The sequence below is a fragment of the Cupriavidus sp. P-10 genome, assembly GCF_003402535.2.
Taxonomy (GTDB): domain Bacteria; phylum Pseudomonadota; class Gammaproteobacteria; order Burkholderiales; family Burkholderiaceae; genus Cupriavidus.
Genome location: NZ_AP025170.1, coordinates 939,497 through 962,028, shown reverse-complemented (window position 1 = coordinate 962,028; position 22,532 = coordinate 939,497). Strand labels below are relative to the sequence as shown.

Below are 22,532 nucleotides of genomic sequence, written 5' to 3'. Positions count from 1 at the left end.
GAGCTATAGCGAAAGGCAATTATGTCCGTTAGAACATAACTAAAGGGATCCCAGCATGCAGCCGCGCTACACCTCCAGCCCGCTCCGCCATCTGCGCCGTGCCACCGCCGTCGCCTGCCTGGTCATGATGTCGGCCGCGCATGCCGGGCAACTGAAACTCGCCACCACCACCAGCACCGAGAACTCCGGCCTGTTGAAATACCTGCTGCCCCGCTTCGAGCAGAAGTCCGGCGTCAGCGTCAAGGTGATCGCCGTCGGCTCCGGCAAGGCGATGAAAATGGGCGAGATGGGCGATGTCGACGTGCTGCTGGTCCACGCCCGCAAGATGGAAGACGAATTCGTCGCCGCCGGCTACGGCGTCAACCGGCGCGACGTGATGTACAACGACTTCATCGTGGTCGGCCCGGCCAGCGACCCTGCCGGCGTCAAGGGCGGCAAGGACGTGCTGGCAGGCTTCCGCAAGCTCTCCGGCAGCGGCAGCAAATTCATCTCGCGCGGCGACAACTCCGGCACCGACGTGATGGAAAAGGATTACTGGAAAGAGATCGGCATCGAGCCCAAGGGCAAGCCGTGGTACGTCAGCGCGGGGCTGGGCATGGGCGAGGTCTTGACCATGGCCGCGCAGATGCCGGGCTACACGCTGTCAGACCGCGCCACCTACGGCGCCTACCGCGCCAAGACGGGGCTGGCCATTGCCATCGAGGGCGACCCGAAGATGTTCAATCCGTACGGGATCATCGCGGTCAATCCGGCCAGGCACTCGGGCACCAACTATGCGGATGCGATGAAGCTGGTGGAGTGGATCACGTCGAAGGAAGGGCAGGAGGCGATCGCCGGGTACAAGGTGGAGGGGGAACAGCTGTTCTTCCCGAGCTACAAGGCGCAGACCGCGCAGAAATAAGGCGCCGGGGGGGACCACACCCCGCCTCACCCCGCCTCCGCCTCCAGCCGCGGCAATTGCGGCAGGTCCGCTGCCACCTCTGCGATCATCCGCCGGATCCACATGATGTCCGGCGCCGCATGGCAGCGCTCGTGCCACAGCTGGTAGAAGCGCATGCGCGGGAACGACACCGGCGACGGCACCATCCGGATCGGCAGGTATTGCGCATAGTGCGCCGCGAACTGGCGGCCGGTGGTGAAGACCATGTCGGTCTTCATCAGCACATACGGCACCAGCCCGAAATACGGCAGCGTCACCTGGATATTGCGCTTGTAGCCCTGCTCGGCCAGCGCCTGGTCGATCATGCTGCGCTGCATCGATGCATATGGCGCAGGCGCCAGGTGCGGCATTTCCAGATAGTGCTTCAGCGTCAGCCCCTTGCGTGCCAGCGGATGCTGGGCGCCCAGCATGCAGACCACTTCATCGTCGAACAGCGGCGAAATATGCAGGTGCTCCGGCGGCGACAGCCAGTTGCCGACCACGATATCCAGCTGCCCCTGCTCCAGGTCGTCAAGGAAGTCCGACGACGACGTCATCGGATGCACGAACAGCTTGGCGCCCGGCGCCAGCCGGCGCACGCGCTCGACGATATTGGGCAGGAAGAACGCGTCCAGGTAGTCCGGCGCGCCCAGGTGGAAGGTACGCGTGGTGGTGGCCGGGTCGAACTGCTGCGGCGGGCGGGCGATGCGGTCCATCGCCGCCAGGCTTTGCTCGGCCAGCGCGAGCAGTTCGCGGCCGCGCTCGGTCGGCACCATGCCGTTTTTGCCCCGCACCAAAATGGCGTCGCCGGTGATCTCGCGCAGGCGCTTCAGCGTGTTGCTGATGGCGGGCTGCGACTGGCCAAGGCGCACGGCGGTACGGGTCACGCTCTGCTCGGTCAGCAGGGTGTGCAGCACCCGCAGCAAATAAGTATCGAGATGGTCGCGTCCGTGCATGGCGATGGGCAGCCCTCCGGCGGGGGCCAGATGGGTGGCGTGGGGGATGGGAACGGCGCATAGTGTATGACACGCACCCCACAATCGGTCAAATCGGCATACCGCTCAGTGCGGCCGGGCACCGACGGGCGTGCCCGCTGATGGCGCATATCACCTGGGTCGAATATTGCATGAAACGTAGCGATGCTATGTTTCCGCCATCCCCAAGAGAGAGAAGACCATGGAGACGCAAACCATCCGCTTTTTCCACCGCGGCCAGGTCAAGGAAGTATCCGACGCCCCCATTACCCGCACCGTGCTGCAGTACCTGCGTGAAGACGCCCGCTGCACCGGCACCAAGGAAGGCTGTGCCGAAGGCGACTGCGGCGCCTGTACCGTCGTCATCGGCGAGCTGCAGGGCGGCGGCGACGTCGAATTCAAGGCGGTCAACGCCTGCATCCAGTTCCTGCCCACGCTGGACGGCAAGGCCCTGATCACGGTCGAGGACCTGCGCCAGGCCGACGGCACCCTGCATCCGGTGCAGGAGGCCATGGTCGAGTGCCACGGCTCGCAGTGCGGATTCTGCACTCCCGGGTTCGTGATGTCGCTGTGGGCGCTGTACCAGCAGCACACCCCGGGTGGCGAGGCCCCTTCGCGCCAGACCATCTGCGACGTGCTGACCGGCAACCTGTGCCGCTGCACCGGCTACCGCCCGATCATCGACGCCGGCGAGCGCATGATGGCCCTGCCCGCCCCCACCGACAACAGGCTGGACCCGAAGCAGATCGCCGAAACGCTGCGCAACCTCAAGCGCGGCGAGACCTTCCGCTACCGCGCGCAGGGCCAGGACTTCTTTGCCCCGCGCACTGCGGCCGAGTTCGGCGCGATCAAGGCGGCGCAGCCCGATATCCGCATCCTGGCCGGCAGCACCGATGTCGGCCTGTGGGTGACCAAGCAGTTCCGCGAGCTGGGTAACCTGCTCTATGTGGGCCAGGTGGAAGACCTGAACCGGATCGAGGAACGCGACGGCATGGTCGAAATCGGCGCTGCCGTGACGCTGGAAAAAGCCTATGCCGCGCTGAACGCGGCGCACCCGGAACTGGAAGAGCTGTGGAAGCGCTTCGCTTCGCTGCCGATCCGCAATGCCGGCACGCTGGGCGGCAATATCGCCAACGGCTCGCCGATCGGCGACTCGATGCCGGCGCTGATCGCGCTCGGCACGGAAGTGGTGCTGCAGCTTGGCGAAACCCGCCGCACGCTGCCGCTGGAAGACCTGTACCTGGCCTACCAGAAGACCGCGATGCAGCAGGGCGAATTCGTCGCCGCGCTGCGCGTGCCGGTGGCGGGGCTGCAGCACTTCCGCACCTACAAGCTGTCCAAACGTTTTGACGAGGATATCTCCGCCGTGTGTGCCGCATTCGGCATTACCGTGCAGGACGGCATCGTCAGCGAGGCGCGCATCGCCTTCGGCGGCATGGCCGCCACGCCCAAGCGCGCGGCTGCCACGGAAGCGGCACTGATCGGCCAGCCGTGGAACGAAGCCACCGCCCGCGCCGGCATGGCCGCGCTGGCGCAGGACTACACCCCGCTGAGCGATATGCGCGCGACCGCGTCGTATCGCAGCCGTGGCGCCGCCAACCTGCTGTACCGCTTCTGGCTGGAAACCACCAGCGAAGCGCTGCCCGCGGCAGCCGTCAACGTCCGTGCGCCCGGCGCCGGCACCATCGCAATCGTCACGGCCTGAGAGAAAAAGGAAAATCGGCATGAACAAGCAAACCGAACCCTTCCTGCTCGACGCCACCATTGCCGCCGAGGCAGTGCCGCAGGTCGGCATCTCGCGTCCGCATGAATCCGCCCACCTGCACGTGGCCGGTACCGCCACCTACACGGACGACATCCCCGAGCTGGCCGGCACGCTGCACGCCGCGCTTGGCATGAGCAGCCGCGCCCACGCACGCATCAAGTCGATCTCGCTCGACAAGGTCCGCGCCGCGCCCGGCGTGGTGTCGGTGCTGACGGTTGACGACATCCCCGGCACCAACGACTGCGGCCCGATCATCCACGACGACCCGATCCTGGCGCGCGACGTGGTGCAGTTCATCGGCCAGCCGGTCTTTATCGTGGTGGCGACCTCGCACGACGCCGCCCGCCGCGCCGCACGCCTGGGCGTGATCGAGTATGAAGACCTGCCGCCGGTGCTGTCGCCGGAGGCCGCGCACGAAGCCGGCAGCTACGTGCTGCCGCCGATGCACCTGAAGCGCGGCGAGGCCGCCAGCCATATCGCCGGCGCTGCCCACAAGGACGGCGGCAATATCCGCCTGGGCGGACAGGAACAGTTCTACCTCGAAGGCCAGATCTCCTACGCCGCCCCGCGTGAAAACGATGGCATGCACGTGTGGTGCTCAACCCAGCACCCGACCGAGATGCAGCACGCCGTTTGCCATATGCTGGGCTGGCAGGCGCACCAGGTGCTGGTCGAGTGTCGCCGCATGGGCGGCGGCTTCGGCGGCAAGGAGTCGCAGTCGGCGCTGTTCGCCTGCTGCGCAGCGCTCGCCGCGTGGAAGCTGATGTGCCCGGTCAAGCTGCGTCCGGACCGCGACGACGACATGATGATCACCGGCAAGCGCCATGATTTCGTGTTCGACTTCGAGGTCGGCCACGATGACGACGGCCGCATCGAGGGCGTCAAGGTCGAAATGGTGTCGCGCGCCGGCTTTTCCGCCGACCTGTCGGGCCCGGTGATGACCCGCGCCATCTGCCACTTCGACAACGCCTACTGGCTGCCGAACGTGCAGATCGACGGCTACTGCGGCAAGACCAATACGCAGAGCAACACCGCCTTCCGCGGCTTCGGCGGCCCGCAGGGCGCGTTCGCGATCGAGTACATCCTGGACAACGTGGCCCGCAACGTCGGCAAGGATTCGCTGGACGTGCGCCGCGCCAACTTCTACGGCAAGACCGAGAACAACGTCACGCCCTACGGCCAGACCGTGGAAGACAACGTCATCCATGAGCTGATCGACGAACTGGTCGCGACCAGCGCATACCGCGCCCGCCGCGAGGCCACCCGCGCGTTCAACGCGCAGAGCCCGATCCTGAAGAAGGGTATCGCCATCACTCCGGTGAAGTTCGGCATCTCGTTCAACGTGGCCCACTTCAACCAGGCCGGCGCGCTGGTGCACGTCTACAACGACGGTTCGGTGCTGGTGAACCACGGCGGCACCGAGATGGGCCAGGGCCTCAACACCAAGGTGGCGATGGTGGTGGCGCATGAGCTGGGCATCCGCATGGAACGCGTGCGCGTGACCGCGACCGATACCAGCAAGGTGGCCAACACTTCGGCGACCGCAGCATCGACCGGTGCCGACCTGAACGGCAAGGCCGCGCAGGATGCCGCCCGCCAGATCCGCGAGCGCCTGGCCGCGTTTGCCGCGCGCAAGGCAGGCGTCGAGCCTTCCGAAGTGCGCTTCAACGATGACCTCGTCAGCGCCGGTGAACTGCGCGTGTCCTTCGGCGACCTGGCGCGCGAGGCCTACGTGGCGCGCGTGCAGCTGTGGTCCGACGGCTTCTACACCACGCCCAAGCTGCACTGGGACCAGAGCAAGCTGCATGGCCGCCCGTTCTACTACTACGCCTACGGCGCCGCCTGCTCCGAGGTGCTGGTCGACACGCTCACCGGCGAATGGAAGCTGCTGCGCGCCGATGCGCTGCACGACGCCGGCCGCTCGCTGAACCCGGCGCTGGATATCGGCCAGGTCGAGGGCGCGTTCATCCAGGGCATGGGCTGGCTGACCACCGAGGAACTGTGGTGGAACAAGGACGGCAAGCTGATGACGCACGCCCCGTCCACGTACAAGATCCCGACCGTCAATGACTGCCCGGAGGAATTCAACGTACGCCTGTTCCAGAACCAGAACGTCGAGGACAGCATCCACCGCTCCAAGGCTGTGGGCGAGCCGCCGCTGCTGCTGCCGTTCTCGGTGTTCTTCGCGATCCGCGACGCGATCGCGGCGGTGGGCGACTACCGCATCAACCCGCCGCTGAAGGCGCCCGCCACCAGCGAGGCGATCCTCGACGCCGTGGAAGCGGTGCGCGACGCGGCAGCCCAGGCTGCCTGAGCGCAGCAACGAAGCGATCGCAAGGAAGCGCGCGCCCGCGGGCGCCCCGGACTTTCCCCCCGTGCCTGCCTTGACAGGCACGGGGCCGGCGGAAGAAGCAGGCGCGCGCCAACCCTGCCCCCAAGCAAGACCCAGTATTCGAACAAGGCCCCCGACATGCAGGACGCACCGCTCAAACCCTTCCGCTTCGCCGACGCCGCCCGCATGGTGCGCACTGGCGTGCCGGTGGCGATGGTGACCATCGTCGAGGTCAAGGGCTCGGCCCCGCGCGAGCCCGGCATCCGCATGCTGGTCAGCCCCAACGATCTGGTCGGCACCATTGGCGGCGGCCACCTGGAGTGGCGCGGCATGGATATCGCGCGGGAGATGCTGGTGCGGCATGAGCAGCGCCGCATCGAGCGCATCCCGCTGGGCCCGGCGCTGGGCCAGTGCTGCGGCGGCGTGGTGCAGCTGGCATTCGAGGTGCTCGGCGAAGCCGACCTGGCGTGGCTCGACGCGGTCGAACGCAACTTCGCCGCGCAGCGCTCGCTGCAGCGGCACGTGCCCGCCACTGGCGCAGTGACCTTTGCCGACAGCCGCGCCGTCCTGCCCACCGTCGACCTGCAGCAGGATGGCAGCTGGACCGACACGCTGGTGCCCGATGCCATGCACGTGGTGCTGTTCGGCGCCGGCCACGTCGGCCATGCGCTGGTCAAGGTCCTGGCGACGCTGCCGTGCCGCGTCCACTGGGTCGACGAGCGCGACACGCTGTTCCCCGGCGGCCTGCCCGACAACGTCGAGGCCGAGGCCAGCGACACGCCCGAGGCCGTGGTCGCGCAGGCCCCGGCGGGCAGCTATTTCCTGGTGATGACGCACAGCCATGCGCTTGACCAGACCCTGTGCGAAGAAATCCTGAAGCGCACCGATTTTGCCTACTTCGGCCTGATCGGCTCCAAGACCAAGCGCGCACGCTTTGAACACCGCATGGCCGAGCACGGCATCGACCCGGCCAGGTTTGCGGAAATGACATGCCCCATGGGGGTTCCCGGGATTACCGACAAGGCTCCGGCTATGATTGCGGTAGCCATCGTCGCCCAGCTGCTCCAGGTTCGCGAGCAGCGCTTAGCCGCGCTGCGTGCGGGCCTGGCGGAGGCGGTGCATCCCTGAGAACCCGTGCCGCCGGCCCTGGCCGGCGGGCATAGAGAACACGAGGCCCCCATGACCATCGATGCCGCACTGGCGGACAAAATCCGCCGTACCCCAAAGGCCGAACTGCATGTGCATATCGAAGGCACGCTTGAGCCGGAACTGATCTTCCGGCTCGCCCAGCGCAACCAGGTGGCGCTGCCCTACCCCAGCGTGGAGGCGCTGCGCGCCGCCTATGCCTTTACCGACCTGCAGTCGTTCCTGGACATCTACTACGCCGGCGCCAGCGTGCTGCTGACCGAGGAAGATTTCTTCGACATGACCATGGACTACGTCAAGCGCGCCGTCGCCGACAATGTCCGCCACGCCGAGATCTTCTTCGATCCGCAGACCCATACCGCGCGCGGCGTGCCGATCGGCGTGGTGATCGACGGCATTGCCGACGCGCTGGCCCAGGCACGCACGGAGTATGACTTCTCCAGCAGCCTGATCCTGTGCTTCCTGCGCCACCTGTCGGAAGAAGACGCCTTTGCCACGCTGGAAGCCGCGCTGTCCTACCGCGATCGCTTCGTCGGCGTGGGGCTGGATTCCTCCGAGAAAGGCAACCCCCCGGAGAAGTTCGCACGCGTGTTCGCGCGGGCGAAGGAGCTGGGCCTGCACCTGGTCGCACACGCTGGCGAGGAAGGTCCGGCGCAATATGTCACCGACGCACTCGACATCCTCAACGTCGAGCGCATCGACCACGGCGTGCGTGCCATCGACGATGCCGCGCTGATCCAGCGCCTGGCGCGCGAGCGCGTGGCGCTGACGGTATGCCCGCTGTCCAACGTCAAGCTCAAGGTCTACCCCGACCTGCGCGACCACCCGCTCAAGCGCATGCTGGATGCGGGCGTGGCGATCACGCTGCATTCGGACGATCCGGCCTACTTTGGCGGCTACATGAACGCCAACTGGGAAGCCACCTTCGACGCGCTGCCGCTGGACGAGTCCGACGCACACAAGCTGGCGCGCAACAGCTTTGAAGCGGCCTTCCTGTCCGACCAGCAGAAGGCCGAGTTCCTGGCCGAAGTCGACCACTTCTGGTCGGCCAGGCCCAAATCCCCGCCCGCGACGGCCCCCACGGCCTGAACGGCGCATGCAATAGCCCGACCCGCCGCGTATTCACGCGCGGGCCGGCGACAAGAGACAAACGATGACGACCACCCCCACGACTGAATCCACCACCCGTGCCATCCGCGGCCGCGTGCTGCATTTCCTGCGCGACCCGCAGTTCCATGAGGATGCGTACCAGTATTGGGACGATGGGGTGCTGATCGTCACCGACGGCCGCATCGCCGCGGCCGGCGAGTATGCGAAGCTCGTTGAACGCATCCCGGCCGGCGCCGAGATCGTCGACCACCGCGGCAAGCTGATCGTGCCTGGCTTTATCGACACCCACGTGCACTACCCGCAGACCGACATGATCGCGTCGCCGTCGCCGGGCCTGCTGCACTGGCTCGACACCTACACCTTCCCGGAAGAGCGCCGCTTCGCCGATCCCGAATACGCGCGCGGCGTGGCCGGCTTCTTTACCGAAGAACTGCTGCGCAACGGCACCACAAGCGCGGTGGTCTGGAGCACGGTGCACAAGGCTTCGGCCGACGCGCTCTTTGCCGAAAGCGAGGCGCGCAACCTGCGCATGGTCACCGGCAAGGTGATGATGGACCGCAACTGCCCCGAATTCCTGCGCGATACCGCCGAAACCGGCGCGAAGGACTCGGCCGACCTGCTGTCGCGCTGGCATAACAAGGGCCGCCTGTCGTACGCCATCACGCCGCGTTTCGCGCCGACCTCGACTGAAGCGCAGCTGGCCGCCTGCGGCGAACTGGCGCGCGCCTATCCCGACGCCTTTATCCAGACCCACGTGGCCGAGAACCGCGACGAAGTGAAATGGGTCGCCGAGCTGTTCCCGGATTCCCGCAGCTACCTGGACGTCTACGACCGCTACGGCCTGCTGCGCCCCGGCGCGATGTACGGCCACGCCATCTACCTGGACCAGGACGACCGCCGCCGGCTGGCCGACAGCGGCGCCGCGGTGGCGCACTGCCCCACCTCCAACCTGTTCCTGGGCAGCGGCTTCTATGACTTCCACCAGTCCGACGCCAACCGCCTGAACGTGACGCTGGCGACCGACGTCGGCGGCGGCACCTCGTTCTCGATGTTCCGCACCATGAACGCCGCGCACAAGGTCGCACGCATGGGCGGCTACTACCTGACCGCGCTGCGCATGTTCTACCTGGCCACGCGCGCCGCCGCCGAGGCGCTGGGCTGGACCGCCCGCGTCGGCAGCTTCAGCGAAGGCTGCGAGGCTGACTTCGTCGTGCTCGATCCCAAGGCCACGCCGCTGATCGCCCGCCGCAGCAACCGCTCCGAGACGCTGGAAGAAGAGCTGTTCGCCTTTGCCATGCTGGGCGACGACCGCGTGATCGACAGCGTCTACATCATGGGTGAGCCGGCGCGCGCCGCTGCCTGATCCGTCACATATTGCCATTACATCCCACATCATGGCGCCCGCCCCTGCGCGGCGGGCGCGCTTCTACCGCTTAGCGCATCCCTCCGGATTGACGCCCGTCAAGAACCCCACCGGCAAAGCCTTCTAACCTTACGGTTTCGCCATGGCCGGCATGCGTCGCCGCACGGCTGACACCATCCGACCGCAAAACCAGAAGGTTCCGCATGACCGCAATCCCATCAGCGCCCTCAGCGCCCGCAGCGCATCCCGAGCATGCCCCGCATGCCCGGCAGTCCGCCAAGCCGGGCCGGCTGCCGTTGCCAGAGCCGATCGCCCCGGATGCGCATTTTCCGTCGCGCAAGATCATCCGCGGCTGGCTGATCCCGTTGGGCGCGCGCAGCACGCCGCGCGCGCTGGCGCTGTTCGCCTTCGACTACCTGCTGTTCGCCGCCGTGCTGGCCGGCGTGGTGCTGGCCCCGCACTGGGCCGCCAAGCTGGCGTTGGGCGTGCTGGCCGGGCTGGTGATCGCGCGCCTGTTCATCATCGGCCACGATGCCTGCCACCAGAGCCTGACGCCGCGCCGCGGCCTGAACAAATGGCTGGGCCGGCTGACCTTCCTGCCGTCACTGACGCCCTACAGCCTGTGGGAAGTCGGCCATAACGTGGTCCACCACGGCTACACCAACCTGAAGGGCTTCGACTTCGTCTGGGCGCCCTATTCGCTGGAAGAATTCAACGCGCTGCCGCGCTGGCGCCGTGCGATGGAGCGCATCTACCGCACTGGCTTCGGCCCGGGCCTGTACTACCTGGTCGAGATCTGGTGGAGCAAGCTGTTTTTCCCCAGCAAGCGGCAAATGGCAACGCGCCGCCCGGTCTTCGTTCGCGATTGCCTGCTGGTGGCGGCCTTCGGCGTGGCCTGGATCGGCGGGCTGGTGGCAGTGGCCCTTGCTACGGGCCAGTCGGCCTGGATGCTGGTCGGCGCCGGCTTCGTGCTGCCCTTCCTGGTGTGGAATGTGACCGTGGGCTTTGTGCTGTACGTGCACCATACCCATGCCAGCGTGGCGTGGTACGACACCAAGACCATGTGGGCCAAGGCGCAGCCGTTCGTCTCGACCACCGTGCACCTGCGCTTCCGCCATGGCATTGGCTCCGCGCTGCACCACATCATGGAGCACACCGCGCACCACGTTGACATGAGCGTGCCGCTGTACCGCCTCAAGCGCGCCCAGGCGCTGCTGGAGCATGCACTGCCGGGCCGCATCATCGTCGAGAACTTCTCCTGGCGCTGGTATTTCGACACCGCGCGCCGCTGCAAGCTGTACGACTTCAAGGCACTGTGCTGGACCGACTTCCGCGGCCGCCAGACCAGCGACAACGCGCCGGTACCGGCCTGAGCGCCACACCCGCGTGGCGGCGGTGGACGACCCACCGCCGCCACAGTTATAATTAGCGCTTCCATTGGGGAGTAGCCGCCCTGCTCTCACCGCGCCGCGCAATGCGGACTCCGGGGGACAGGGGCGTACGTCAACAGACTTGACCGCTTGCGGTTATGGCGTGCGCAGCTCCGGACCCGCCTGGCCAGACTGGCCCAGGCAGCGTCCATGCCTGGCGAGACCGATGACCATACCTTTCTGGCCGGGCCGGGAAAGGTGTGCGTCATTGGCATCTCGCGATGCATTGCGGCCCGGTTATCCCACAAAAAAACATGGAAGCCTTCCTCGTCTCCACAGGCATCGTCGCGCTCGCTGAAATGGGCGACAAGACGCAACTGCTGTCGCTGGTGCTGGCCGCGCGCTATCGCAAGCCCCTTCCCATCATCCTTGGCATCCTGATCGCCACGCTCGTCAACCACGGCTTTGCCGGCGCGCTCGGCGGCTGGATCACGCATGTGGTCGGCGAAAGCCTGCTGCGCTGGATCCTGGGCCTGGGCTTTATCGCAATGGGTGCATGGATGCTGATTCCCGACAAGCTCGACGAGGCCGAACAGGCCAAGCCGGTCAAGGGAGCGCTAGGCATCCTGGCCACCACCATCGTTGCCTTCTTCTTCGCCGAGATGGGCGACAAGACGCAGATCGCCACGGTGGCGCTGGCAGCGCGCTTCAGCGATGCGGTGGTCGCGGTGGTGGCCGGCACGACCTTCGGCATGATGATCGCCAATGCGCCGGCCGTGCTGCTGGGCGACAAGTTTGCCAACAAGATGCCGATCGCGCTGGTGCACAAGATCGCCGCGGCGATCTTCGTGGTGCTTGGCGTGCTGGCACTGCTGAATATCGGCGGCTGATCCCCCGCGCCGCCGCGCCGCCCCAGGCGCGCCTTGACGATCACCCTCGCGCATTCGAAACTGGACGTTGGGCTACACGCAGGACGGCCGCCAAGGTAACGCGGCGGCCGCCGCTACGCGCCGTGCAACACCCTGCCGAGGGAGGTGCCTATGCAAGCGCGCAAGAGTTTCCCGCTTCACGTCCACCTGTGGCTGCTGTTCGGGTCGCTGGTCCTGGCAGTTGGTGCGCTGACTTGCGGCATCAACTTCTTCATGACCAAGACGGCACTGGAGTCCGCTGCCTCCGACGCCATCCACCGCATCAGCCGGGAAACGCTCGACGAAGTGAACGAGCTGATCGTGCCGGCGCAGATGGCCATCAAGCTGGTCAGCCACAGTTCGCTGGCCGAGGCCTCCACGGTCGACGCGCGGCTGGCGCGGCTGGCCTTGCTGCGTGACGCGCTGGACACCTCGCCGGTGCTGCAGTCGCTTTTTCTCGGCTATGCCGACGGCAGCTTTTTCTATATCCGGGCACTGCGCGGCGACGCCGACCGGGCGCTGTTCAAGGCACCCGGGCAGGCCGCCTATGTCTTGCGCAGTGTCGAGCGGGGCGGCAACGCACAAAGCCGTGGCCGGCTCGACTTCCTCGATGCTGGTCTCGGCATCCTGCGCAGCGTCGACGATCACGATTTCGCCAGCAAATTCGACCCGCGCCGGCGGCCCTGGTACCAGGACGCCATGTCCAGCGGCGGCCTGGTCAGGACCGAACCCTACCTGTTCTTTTCCGACAACGATTCCGGGGCCACGGTGGCCATTCCCACCCCCCGCCGCGATGCCGTGGTGGGCGGCGACTTCCGCCTGGACTCGCTGGGCAGCATGCTGGCGCGCAAGACGACCATGCCGCGCTCGTTGCTGGCCTTGCTCGATAGCAGCGGACGCATCGTCGCGATCGATCGCAAATTTCCGGATTCCGCCTCCGCCCCCGACACCATCCGCACGGAATTGCTCGTCATGCCAGGCGATTTCGGCATTCCCATCCTGACCCGGCTCGCGGCACGCATCGGCGCGCGCGGCGCCCCTTCCGGCCGGCAGGAACTGATGCACGCCGGCGACGAGGCCTGGTACACCACCATCGACCTGTTGACGCCCACGGGCGGCAAGCCGCTGTACCTGCTCGCGGCCATTCCGCAGGAGGAACTGCTCAAGACAGCAAGGCAGCGCGCCTGGCTGGGCATGGGCGCCACGGTCGCGGTCGTGCTGCTGTCGCTGCCGCTGATCTGGCTGGTGGCCCGCTATCTTTCCCGGCCGCTGCATGACCTGGCCGGCAGCGTCGAAGCCCTGCGCCGGTTCGACTTCCGCCAGCCGATCGCGGTGCGGTCGCGCATCAGCGAGGTGAATGCCCTTGCCGGCGCCACGGAAGACATGCGGCAGACCGTCCAGCGCTTTGTGGTCATTGTCCAGGCCGTCTCCGCCGAAAGCCGCCTGGAGCAACTGCTGCCGGTGCTGCTGAGGAAAATGCTCGACGCCGCGGGGGGCAGCGCGGGTGCGTTGTACCTGGCGGACGGCGAGGCGCTGAGCGTGGCCGCGGCATTCGATCGCGACGGCGCCAGCGTATCGCAGGCGATGCCACCAAGCCCGATCCGGCAATCGCTGCCGCTGGTGCGTGCGGCTGCCGCCGTGCTCGCGCCGCAGACGGGCCCGCTGACGCCCGACGACATTCGCGCGGCGAAGCTGGAACTGCTGGCATCGGACGCACCATGCTACGCCGCCGCGATTCCGCTCGCGACGCGGCAGCAGGAATTGCAGGGCCTGCTCCTGGTCTTGCGCGACACGCCGATCGATCCGGCCCGGCTCGCCTTCGTCGGCACCCTGGCCAGCCTGTGCGCCGGCGCGCTGGAAGTGCGCGCGCTGACGCAAGCCCAGCGCAATCTCTTCGATGCCTTTATCCGGATGATGGCGGGCGCCATCGATGCCAAGAGCCCGCACACCGGCGGCCACTGCGAACGCGTGCCGGAACTCGCCAGGCTGCTGGCCCGCGCCGCCTGCGATGCCACCGACGGCCCCTACCGCACGTTCCAGATGACCGACGCGCAGTGGGAAGCCCTGCACGTTGCCGCGTGGCTGCACGACTGCGGCAAGGTCACGACCCCCGAATACATCATCGACAAGGCCACCAAGCTGGAAACGCTGTGCGACCGCATCCATGAGGTACGGATGCGCTTCGAGGTGCTCAAGCGCGATGCCGAGATCGCCTGCCTGCGCGCCATCGCCGCCGGCGAGGATGCAAGCGCGGCGCGGCAGCGATGCGATGCCGAACTCATGGCGCTGGACGACGACTTTGCCTTTGTCGCCGCCTGCAACCAGGGCGGCGAGTTCATGGATGCACCGCAGCAGGAACGGCTGATGCGCATTGCGGAGCGCACCTGGTTGCGCACGCTGGATGACCGCCTCGGCATCTCGCAGGAGGAACTGGCGCGCAAGGCACACCGCCCCGCGGCACCGCTACCGGCCGTGGAACCGCTGCTGGCCGACAAGCCCGAACATGCGATCGCGCGCGGCACGCGCGACATCTTCCCGGCCGACAATCCATGGGGCTTCCGGCTGAATACGCCCACGCACCTCTACGACCGCGGCGAACTGCACAACCTGCTGGTCAGCCGCGGCACGCTGTCGGAGGAGGAGCGCTTCAAGATCGAGGAGCATATCGTGCAGACGCAGGTCATGCTGTCGCGCCTGCCATTCCCCCGCCACCTGCGCCAGGTACCGGAAATCGCCGGCAGCCATCACGAGAAGATGGACGGCACGGGCTACCCGCGCAAGCTGCATGGCAGCGCGATGAGCCCATTGGCCCGGATGATGGCAATTGCCGATATCTTCGAGGCGCTGACCGCCGCCGATCGCCCGTACAAGAAGGCCAAGAGCCTGTCGGAATCGGTGCGCATCATGGCCACGGCGGCGGCGCAGCAACATATCGACCCACAGCTGTTCGAGTTGTTCCTGACCTCGGGCGTCTACCTGCGCTACGCCGAGCGCTTCATGCGGCCTGACCAGATCGATGCCGTCGACATCGCGCAGTACGTGGGCGACGGCGCGCGGCACGGCAAGGCGGTGGCGTGAGGGTGGCGTGAGGGCGGCGTGAGGGTGGCATAAGGGCGGCATAAGGGCGGCGCGCACGCCATAAAAAAAACGGGGCACAAGGCCCCGTTCAAACCCTCGCCGGTCCGGTACTGATGGCTGCCAGCTGCTCAGCCCTCCGGACCGTCGATCACCGATGCTCGGATTTCGCGGGCCGGCTCGTCAGAAGCCGGCCCCAACTCTTTCAGCTCAGGCCACCATCAGTTGGTGGTCTTGGCACCGCCTTCGAACCACTGCCCCAGCAGCGCGCGTTCGTCGTCGGTAATCTGCGTCACGTTGCCCAGCGGCATCGCCTTCTGCTGCACGGCCTGCTGGTAGATCAGCTGGGCGTGGGCCTTGATGTCTTCCGGCGTCTCCAGCTTGATCCCCTTGGCCGCGGTCGGCATCATCTTCGGCTGCTCGGCGTGGCACTGCACGCAGCGTGCGTTCATCACTTCCTGGACCTTGGCAAAGCTGACGGTCGCAGCGGCTGCCTCGCCACCCTTGGCCACGGCCGGGCGCGGCTGCGGCGCGATCATCACTGCCACCACGCCCAGCGCTGCAACACCGGCGGCGGGCCACAGCACGTTGATCTTGCCCTTGTGCTTCAGGATGAAGAACTGGCGGATCAGCACGCCCGACAGCATGATCAGGATCAGCACCACCCAGTTGTACTTGGACGCGTACGTCATGCTGTAGTGGTTCGACAGCATCGCGAACAGCACCGGCAGCGTGAAGTAGGTGTTGTGCACGCTACGCTGCTTGCCGCGCTTGCCGTGGATCGGGTCCACCGGCTGGCCGGCCTTCAGTGCCGCCACCACCTTGCGCTGGCCCGGGATGATCCACGCCAGCACGTTGGCGCTCATGATCGTGGCCACCATCGCGCCGGTCAGCAGGAACGCCGCGCGGCCGGAGAAGACATGGCACGCCACGAAGGCTGCGGCGGCGATATAGAGCGCCACCAGGATGCCGACCAGGCGGTCATTCTTGTTGAACAGGCGGCAGATGCTGTCATAGACGATCCAGCCGATCAGCAGGTACGACACCGCAAAGCCGACCGCCGCGCCAGGCGACATATCGAACACATTCTTGTCGATCAGGAACGTGCTTGCGTTGAACAGGTACAGCACCACCAGCAGCGCGAAACCGCTCATCCAGGTCGAATACGACTCCCAGTAGAACCAGTGCAGGTTCTCCGGCAACGACTTGGGTGCGGTCAGGTACTTCTGCGGGTTGTAGAAGCCACCGCCGTGCACGGCCCACAACTCGCCGTCGACGCCCTTCTCCTTCAGGTCAGGTGCGGTGGGCTTGGTCAGGCTGTTGTCCAGCCACACGAAATAGAACGAAGAGCCGATCCATGCGATGGCGGTGATGACGTGCACCCACCGCAGCAGCATATTGGCCCAGTCGAGGATATAGCCTTCCATGTCTTGTCTCCTGTTTCCCTATGCCACCGCGTCAGCTGCCACGGTAGGTCGAGTACGACCAGGGCGAAACCAGGAGCGGCACGTGGTAGTGCGCGTTGACGTCGGCAATGCCGAAGCGCAGCGGCACCACGTCCAGGAAAGCCGGCTCGGGCAGCTTCGTGCCCTGTGTGCGGAAATAGTCTCCCGCGGCAAATTCCAGCTCGTACACGCCGGCGACCAGGTCGGCGCCTTCCAGCAGCGGCTGGTCGCAGCGGCCGTCGTGGTTGGTGACCACGGTCTTCAGGGTTTCGCGGCGATTGTCGACAATTTTATGGAGAGTAATCGACATCCCTTGTCCGGGCGTGCCGGCAGCGGTGTCAAGAACATGGGTGGTCAAGCGTCCCATCGTATTTGTCCTTTTGCGATTGGGTTGTGAGGGGCGCCGCTGCCTTCACTAGCACCATTTGTGGGAATGGTGCCCGCTCGGTACGTCTGGTAACGCATCCCGGCGCTGGGTTGGTGCGTGGCGACAATGCGCCTGCCCGACCCGGTTGGCAATTCAGGGATTTCCCTGAGTTGTCGAAAACCTGAGTTGGTTTTGTTGACAATATTGAAGCCACAGCCAAATAATTGTCAACAATTTTCGGATCACCGGACCCTGATACAGGGGATTACGGCGGTCCGGACCGACCTGATTGCATGACTGCTGGTGCCAAGATGTCCAAGAGCCTGAAGCTGATTGCCGGTGTCACCGGCGTTTCCGATGCCGAGCCGACCGGGTCCCTGCCCGCCAGGCCGGAAAAGCCCGCACGCAAGGGCTCGGTCGAAGAGCGCATGTACCACGAGATCTACGACGCGATCATGGAGCACCGGCTGCCGCCGCGCACCAAGCTCACCGAGCATTCGCTTTGCGAGATCTATGCCACCGCGCGTCACACGGTGCGCAAGGTGCTGTCGCACCTGGCCGCCGACGGCATGGTCGACCTCGAACCCAACCGCGGTGCCTTTATCGCCAGCCCCTCCACCGACGAAGCGCACGACATGTTCGAGCTGCGCCAGATGCTGGAGCGCGCGGTGCTGGAAAAGCTCGCCGGCATGCCGGACGTGAAGACCGTGATCGCGCCGCTGCGCAAGATGGTCACCAGCGAGCGCCAGGCCTTCCTGACGCACGACCGCCCCAAATGGATCCGCCTGTCCGCCGAATTCCACACGGCACTGGCGGAGCTGTCGGGCAACGCCCTGCTGGTCAACATGATGCGCCGGCTGGTGTCGCGCACCACGCTGATGATCGCCAGCGTGGAAGCCCCGGGCAACAACGCCTGCTCGTTCGACGAACACGAGGAAATCCTCGACGCCCTGGAACAGGGCGATGCCGCGCTGGCCCAGTCGCGCATGGCGCACCACCTCGGCGCCTGCGCCGACCGCGTGCAGCCGGACGAGCCGGGCAACTTCGATCTTCGCAGCGTACTAGGCCGCTCCACCTAGTACGGTGTTCCCGCCACGCCCCCGCAAGAAGAAGGCCGAACGCCCGCCGACCGCACCGCGCCCAGGCAGCGCAAACGAGAGCGCAGCGACGGCAGGCCGAAAACAACAATAACAACGCCGGCAACACGCATTGCCGGCAACACAACAGGCACGGGCGTGGCGTTCCCATCAAACCAAAGGAGAGGAGACGCACCAATGAATTCCGCAAGCACCACGGTCCCCACGGACCTCACCAACGAGCGTTTGCCTTCAGGGCGCCTGCTCGCGCTTGGTTTGCAGCACGTTCTGGTGATGTATGCCGGCACGGTAGCCGTTCCCCTGATCGTTGGCGGTGCGCTGAAGCTGCCCAAGGACCAGCTGGCTTTCCTCATCAACGCCGATCTCTTCGCCGCGGGCCTGGCCACGCTGATCCAGGCGATCGGGTTCTGGAAGTTCGGCATCCGCCTGCCGGTGATGATGGGCGTAACCTTTGCCTCGGTGGCGCCGATGATCGCCATCGGCACCGATCCCAACGTCGGCCTGCTCGGCATCTACGGCGCGGTGATCGCGTCAGGGATCTTCGGCATCCTGATTTCGCCGATGATGGGGCGCATGCTTGGATTGTTCCCGCCGGTGGTGACCGGCACGGTGATCACGCTGATCGGCGTGTCGCTGATGCGCGTGGGCATCAACTGGGCGGCCGGCGGCCAGCCCACCACGCGCGCGGTGATCGACGGCGTGGCCAAGGAAGTGCCCAATCTCGCCTACGGTGACCTGACCAACCTCGGCATTGCGGGGCTGACGCTGCTGACCATCCTGCTGCTGACCAAATACGGTCGCGGCCTGGTGGCCAATTGCGCGGTGCTGCTGGGCATCATCATCGGCACGCTGGCGGCGATGGCCATGGGCAAGGTCTCGTTCGAAGGCCTGGACGAAGCCAGCTTCGTCGCCGTCATCACGCCGCTGCACTTCGGCATGCCGACTTTCGAGGTGACCGCGATCCTGTCGATGTGCATCGTCATGCTGATCACGCTGGTGGAATCGACCGGCATGTTCCTGGCGCTGTCGGACATCACCGGCAAGAAGCTGAGCAACGACGACCTGACCCGCGGCCTGCGCGCCGATGGCCTGGGCACCGTGATCGGCGGCATCTTCAACACCTTCCCGTACACCTCTTTCTCGCAGAACGTGGGCCTGGTCACCGTGACCGGCGTGCGCTCGCGCTACGTGGCTGCAGCGGGTGGCCTGATCCTGATCGCGTTCGGCTTGTTCCCCAAGATGGCCCACGTGGTCGCCTCGGTGCCGCAGTTCGTGCTGGGCGGCGCCGGCATCGTGATGTTCGGCATGGTGGCCGCCACCGGCATCCGCATCCTGGGCTCGTGCGATTTCAACCGCAACCGCCACAACCTGTTCATCGTCGCCATCTCGATCGGCTTCGGCATGATCCCGACGCTGGCACCGACGTTCTTCCAGTACCTGCCCAAGTGGACCGACCCCTTCACCCATAGCGGCATCGTGCTCGGCACGATCGTGGCCGTGGCGCTGAACCTGTTCTACAACGGCATCCAGTCGCGCGAGGAAGCAATGCGCAACGCTGCCGCCAACTCGCACGGCACCGAGTAACGGTTATCCCGAAGTACGCCGCCGGGCCAGCGACTGGCACGCTCATTGCACAGTCAACGGCGCTTGCGGGCGCCGCGGCCCGGACGGTTCCCCCTGAAGCAAGCAACGACCATGACAACAGAGAACTATCCACGCGATCTCATCGGTTACGGCGCCAAGCCGCCGCACGCCCGCTGGCCGGGCGGCGCGCGCATCGCCGTGCAGTTCGTCCTCAACTATGAAGAAGGCGGGGAGAACTGCGTGCTGCACGGCGACGCCGCCTCCGAGCAGTTCCTCTCCGAGATCGTCGGCGCGGCGGCCTACCCCGACCGCCACATGAGCATGGAGGGCATCTATGAATACGGCTCGCGCGCGGGTGCCTGGCGCATCCTGCGCGAGTTCGAAAAGCGCGGCCTGCCGCTGACCATCTTCGGCGTGTCGATGGCGCTGCAGCGCCATCCGGATCTGACGCGCGCCTTCGTCGAACTGGGCCACGAGATCGCCTGCCACGGCTGGCGCTGGATCCACTACCAGAACATGGACGAAGCCACCGAGCGCGAGCACATGCGCATCGGCATGCAGATCATCAAGGAGCTGACCGGCGAGCTGCCGCTGGGCTGGTACACCGGCCGCGACAGCCCCAACACGCGCCGCCTCGTCGTCGAGCACGGCGGCTTGCTGTACGACTCGGACTACTACGGCGACGACCTGCCCTTCTGGACTGAAGTCGAAGTCACCGGCGGCGAAAAGAAGCCGCACCTGGTGGTGCCGTACACGCTGGACTCGAACGACATGCGCTTTGCCACGCCGCAAGGCTTCAACACCGGCGAGCAATTCTTCCAGTATTTGAAGGATGCGTTCGACGTGCTGTATGAAGAAGGCGACCCCGGCGGACAGGACAGCCCCAAGATGCTGTCGATCGGCATGCACTGCCGGCTGCTCGGCCGTCCCGGCCGCTTCCGCGCGCTGCAGCGCTTTCTCGACTACGTGCAGGGCCATGACAAGGTGTGGATCTGCCGCCGTGTCGACATCGCCCGCCACTGGGCCGAGACCCATCCCTACACGCCCGCCAGGTAACCCGGATTCAGCATGAGCCAGACCTACACCCTCGCCCAACTCAACACCATGCCTGTCGCGGAATTCGTGCAGGTGCTGGGCGGCATCTATGAACATTCACCGTGGTTTGCCGAAGCCGCTGCCACGCAACGCCCCTTCGCCGACGTCGCCGCACTGACGCAAGCACTGCGCAAGGCCGTCGATGAAGCGGGCGAAGCCGCGCAGCTGAAGCTGGTGCGCGCCCACCCGGAGCTGGCCGGCAAGGCCGCGGTGCGCGGCGAGCTGACCGCCGAGTCCACGCGCGAGCAAAGCGGCGCCGGCCTGAACCTGTGCACGCCGGAGGAATTCGATCGCCTGCAGGCGCTCAACGCCGCGTACAACCAGAAGTTCGGCTTCCCGTTCATCCTCGCCGTGCGAGGCTACGACCGCCACGGGATCATCGCGGAGTTCGCGCGCCGCGTAGAAAACTCGCCGAAGGAAGAGTTGCAAACCTGCATCGGGCAGATCCATCGCATTGCGCAGTTCCGTCTTGACGACTTAGTATCCGCCTGAGAAAAAAAGCGTCACCTGTATAACAAAAAACGCTGTACCCGATGCCGCCGGCACCCAAGCAACACCACACCACACCGAGCCAACGCCAGGCGGCACGAATAAAAGCACAAAGACATTAAAAGAACCCGACAGGGACCCAGTACACAACGTTCCAAGCAGGATTCAAAACCACGGAGGTCTAAACATGCAGAAGCAGTACAAGCCGGCAATGAAGCTGGCGGCGGTAGCGGCTACCCTTCTTTCCGGCACGGCCATGGCCCAGTCCAGCGTGACGCTGTACGGCCAGGCCGACATGTTCGTCGGTGCGGTCAAGAGCCCGGGTGTGGGCGAGCGCGCATGGGTCGCCAATTCGGGCGGGATGCAGACGTCGTACTGGGGTATCAAGGGCACTGAAGACCTGGGCAGCGGCACCAAGGCCATCTTCGACCTGAACGGCTTCTTCCGTACCGACAGCGGCAACAGCGGCCGCTTCACCGGCGACTCGATGTTCAGCCGCAATGCCTACGTCGGCCTGCAGAACGACAAGGCTGGCACGATCAAGCTGGGCCGCAACACCACGCCGTACTTCGTCTCGACCATCCTGTTCAACCCGCTGATCGACTCGTACGTGTTCTCGCCGACGATCTTCCACACCTACTTCGGCGCGACCAGCGGCGCGGTGGTGGATCCGGGCATCATCGGCGATTCGGGCTGGAACAACTCGGTGCTGTACTCCACGCCGAACTTCGGCGGCCTGACCGCCAACTTCATCTACTCGTTCGGCGAACAGGCCGGCGCCGCCGGCAAGAACAAGTGGGGCGGCAACCTGATGTACTTCAGCGGCCCGTTCGCGGCCACCGTTGCCTACCAGCAGGTGCGCTTCAACAACGTGCCGACCGACATGACCGACGCCGGCCTGTCGCGCCAGGACGCCGCCCAGGTCGGCCTGTCCTATGACTTCAAGGTGGTCAAGCTGTTCGCGCAGGGCCAGTACATCAAGACCCGCGCCACCACCGCACCGTCGGGCGACACCAAGCACATCGACGGCCAGTTCGGTGCCTCGGTGCCCATCGGCGCCGGCAGCCTGCTGGCTTCGTACGCCTACGGCAAGGTCGACAACTCGCTGGGCGACTTCAAGCGCAACACCTTCGCCGTCGCCTACGACTACAACCTGTCCAAGCGTACCGATGTCTACGCCGCCTACTACTACGACAAGATCACCGGCATCGAGCACGGCGATACCTTCGGCGTAGGTGTGCGCCACAAGTTCTGATGGCTTAACCGCCACACCCGGCAGTCCTGATGCCCGCCTTTTCGGCGGGCTTTTTATTGCACCTGCATCCATCACTTGCAGCAAAAAAACATCAAGGAATGCTGCGCTGCGCCATTAGATGCCAGGCCCATCGCCGGATCGGAAACCTTCGCTCCATAGCGGGATTCAATTGGAAGCCCCTCCTTGCGCTACCTAGATTGGTGTTCCAGGCCTCAAAACTCGATCCTAGAGAGGTGAC

At 65.9% G+C, this 22,532-nt stretch carries 17 protein-coding genes and 1 riboswitch; of the genes, 14 read left to right on the top strand and 3 right to left on the bottom strand.

From position 1 onward, the window contains the following. Positions 1–55 precede the first annotated feature (55 nt). Positions 56–901 carry a substrate-binding domain-containing protein gene (locus CTP10_RS04445; protein WP_116317502.1) on the top strand — a complete coding sequence of 282 codons (846 nt, stop codon included), beginning with the start codon at positions 56–58 and terminating at the stop codon, positions 899–901. A 26-nt stretch (positions 902–927) separates the two neighbouring features. Here CTP10_RS04445 and CTP10_RS04440 read toward each other — a convergent pair whose 3' ends face one another. Further along, a complete protein-coding gene (locus CTP10_RS04440; RefSeq protein ID WP_063241445.1) occupies positions 928–1,875 on the bottom strand; it encodes a LysR substrate-binding domain-containing protein in 948 nt (315 codons plus the stop codon). Positions 1,876–2,095: 220 nt separating this feature from the next. Between CTP10_RS04440 and xdhA the strand changes: the two genes are divergently transcribed. The 8 genes from xdhA (at position 2,096) to CTP10_RS04400 (ending at position 14,965) form a co-directional block, all read left to right on the top strand. Continuing rightward, a complete protein-coding gene (xdhA, locus tag CTP10_RS04435; RefSeq protein WP_116317501.1) occupies positions 2,096–3,598 on the top strand; it encodes a xanthine dehydrogenase small subunit in 1,503 nt (500 codons plus the stop codon). 19 nt (positions 3,599–3,617) lie between these two features. Beyond that, entirely contained in the window at positions 3,618–5,972 is a 2,355-nt protein-coding gene (xdhB, locus tag CTP10_RS04430; protein ID WP_116317500.1) for a xanthine dehydrogenase molybdopterin binding subunit, read from the top strand. A 156-nt stretch (positions 5,973–6,128) separates the two neighbouring features. Then, positions 6,129–7,118, top strand: coding sequence for a xanthine dehydrogenase accessory protein XdhC (gene xdhC / locus CTP10_RS04425; protein WP_116317499.1), 990 nt, complete (start codon positions 6,129–6,131; stop codon positions 7,116–7,118). Between the two features lie 51 nt (positions 7,119–7,169). After that, entirely contained in the window at positions 7,170–8,225 is a 1,056-nt protein-coding gene (locus tag CTP10_RS04420; RefSeq protein ID WP_116317498.1) for an adenosine deaminase, read from the top strand. A gap of 64 nt (positions 8,226–8,289) precedes the next feature. Further along, on the top strand, positions 8,290–9,609 hold the full coding sequence (guaD, locus tag CTP10_RS04415; RefSeq protein ID WP_116317497.1) for a guanine deaminase: 1,320 nt from the start codon (positions 8,290–8,292) through the stop codon (positions 9,607–9,609). A gap of 203 nt (positions 9,610–9,812) precedes the next feature. After that, positions 9,813–10,982 (top strand): fatty acid desaturase, encoded by a 1,170-nt coding sequence (locus CTP10_RS04410; protein WP_116317496.1) that lies wholly within the window; start codon positions 9,813–9,815, stop codon positions 10,980–10,982. Positions 10,983–11,022: 40 nt separating this feature from the next. Continuing rightward, positions 11,023–11,262: riboswitch (yybP-ykoY riboswitch) on the top strand. Positions 11,263–11,293: 31 nt separating this feature from the next. Further along, positions 11,294–11,869 carry a TMEM165/GDT1 family protein gene (locus CTP10_RS04405; protein WP_116317495.1) on the top strand — a complete coding sequence of 192 codons (576 nt, stop codon included), beginning with the start codon at positions 11,294–11,296 and terminating at the stop codon, positions 11,867–11,869. Positions 11,870–12,019: 150 nt separating this feature from the next. After that, positions 12,020–14,965: an HD domain-containing phosphohydrolase gene (locus tag CTP10_RS04400; protein ID WP_233527957.1), complete on the top strand. Its 2,946-nt coding sequence runs from the start codon at positions 12,020–12,022 to the stop codon at positions 14,963–14,965. 218 nt (positions 14,966–15,183) lie between these two features. Here CTP10_RS04400 and CTP10_RS04395 read toward each other — a convergent pair whose 3' ends face one another. Further along, entirely contained in the window at positions 15,184–16,389 is a 1,206-nt protein-coding gene (locus CTP10_RS04395; RefSeq protein WP_116317493.1) for a urate hydroxylase PuuD, read from the bottom strand. A gap of 31 nt (positions 16,390–16,420) precedes the next feature. Next, positions 16,421–16,774: a hydroxyisourate hydrolase gene (gene uraH / locus CTP10_RS04390; protein WP_116317492.1), complete on the bottom strand. Its 354-nt coding sequence runs from the start codon at positions 16,772–16,774 to the stop codon at positions 16,421–16,423. Between the two features lie 311 nt (positions 16,775–17,085). Between uraH and CTP10_RS04385 the strand changes: the two genes are divergently transcribed. From CTP10_RS04385 to CTP10_RS04365, 5 genes are all read left to right on the top strand, one after another. Beyond that, the gene (locus CTP10_RS04385; protein WP_116317852.1) at positions 17,086–17,853 is read left to right on the top strand and encodes a GntR family transcriptional regulator; all 768 of its coding nucleotides are present in this window, start codon (positions 17,086–17,088) and stop codon (positions 17,851–17,853) included. A 195-nt stretch (positions 17,854–18,048) separates the two neighbouring features. Continuing rightward, a complete protein-coding gene (locus CTP10_RS04380; RefSeq protein ID WP_116317491.1) occupies positions 18,049–19,455 on the top strand; it encodes a nucleobase:cation symporter-2 family protein in 1,407 nt (468 codons plus the stop codon). A 111-nt stretch (positions 19,456–19,566) separates the two neighbouring features. Continuing rightward, positions 19,567–20,511 (top strand): allantoinase PuuE, encoded by a 945-nt coding sequence (gene puuE, locus CTP10_RS04375; RefSeq protein ID WP_116317490.1) that lies wholly within the window; start codon positions 19,567–19,569, stop codon positions 20,509–20,511. A gap of 12 nt (positions 20,512–20,523) precedes the next feature. Continuing rightward, a complete protein-coding gene (gene uraD / locus CTP10_RS04370) occupies positions 20,524–21,042 on the top strand; it encodes a 2-oxo-4-hydroxy-4-carboxy-5-ureidoimidazoline decarboxylase (protein ID WP_116317489.1) in 519 nt (172 codons plus the stop codon). A gap of 184 nt (positions 21,043–21,226) precedes the next feature. Beyond that, the gene (locus CTP10_RS04365; protein WP_116317488.1) at positions 21,227–22,294 is read left to right on the top strand and encodes a porin; all 1,068 of its coding nucleotides are present in this window, start codon (positions 21,227–21,229) and stop codon (positions 22,292–22,294) included. The last annotated feature ends 238 nt before the right edge of the window (positions 22,295–22,532 follow it).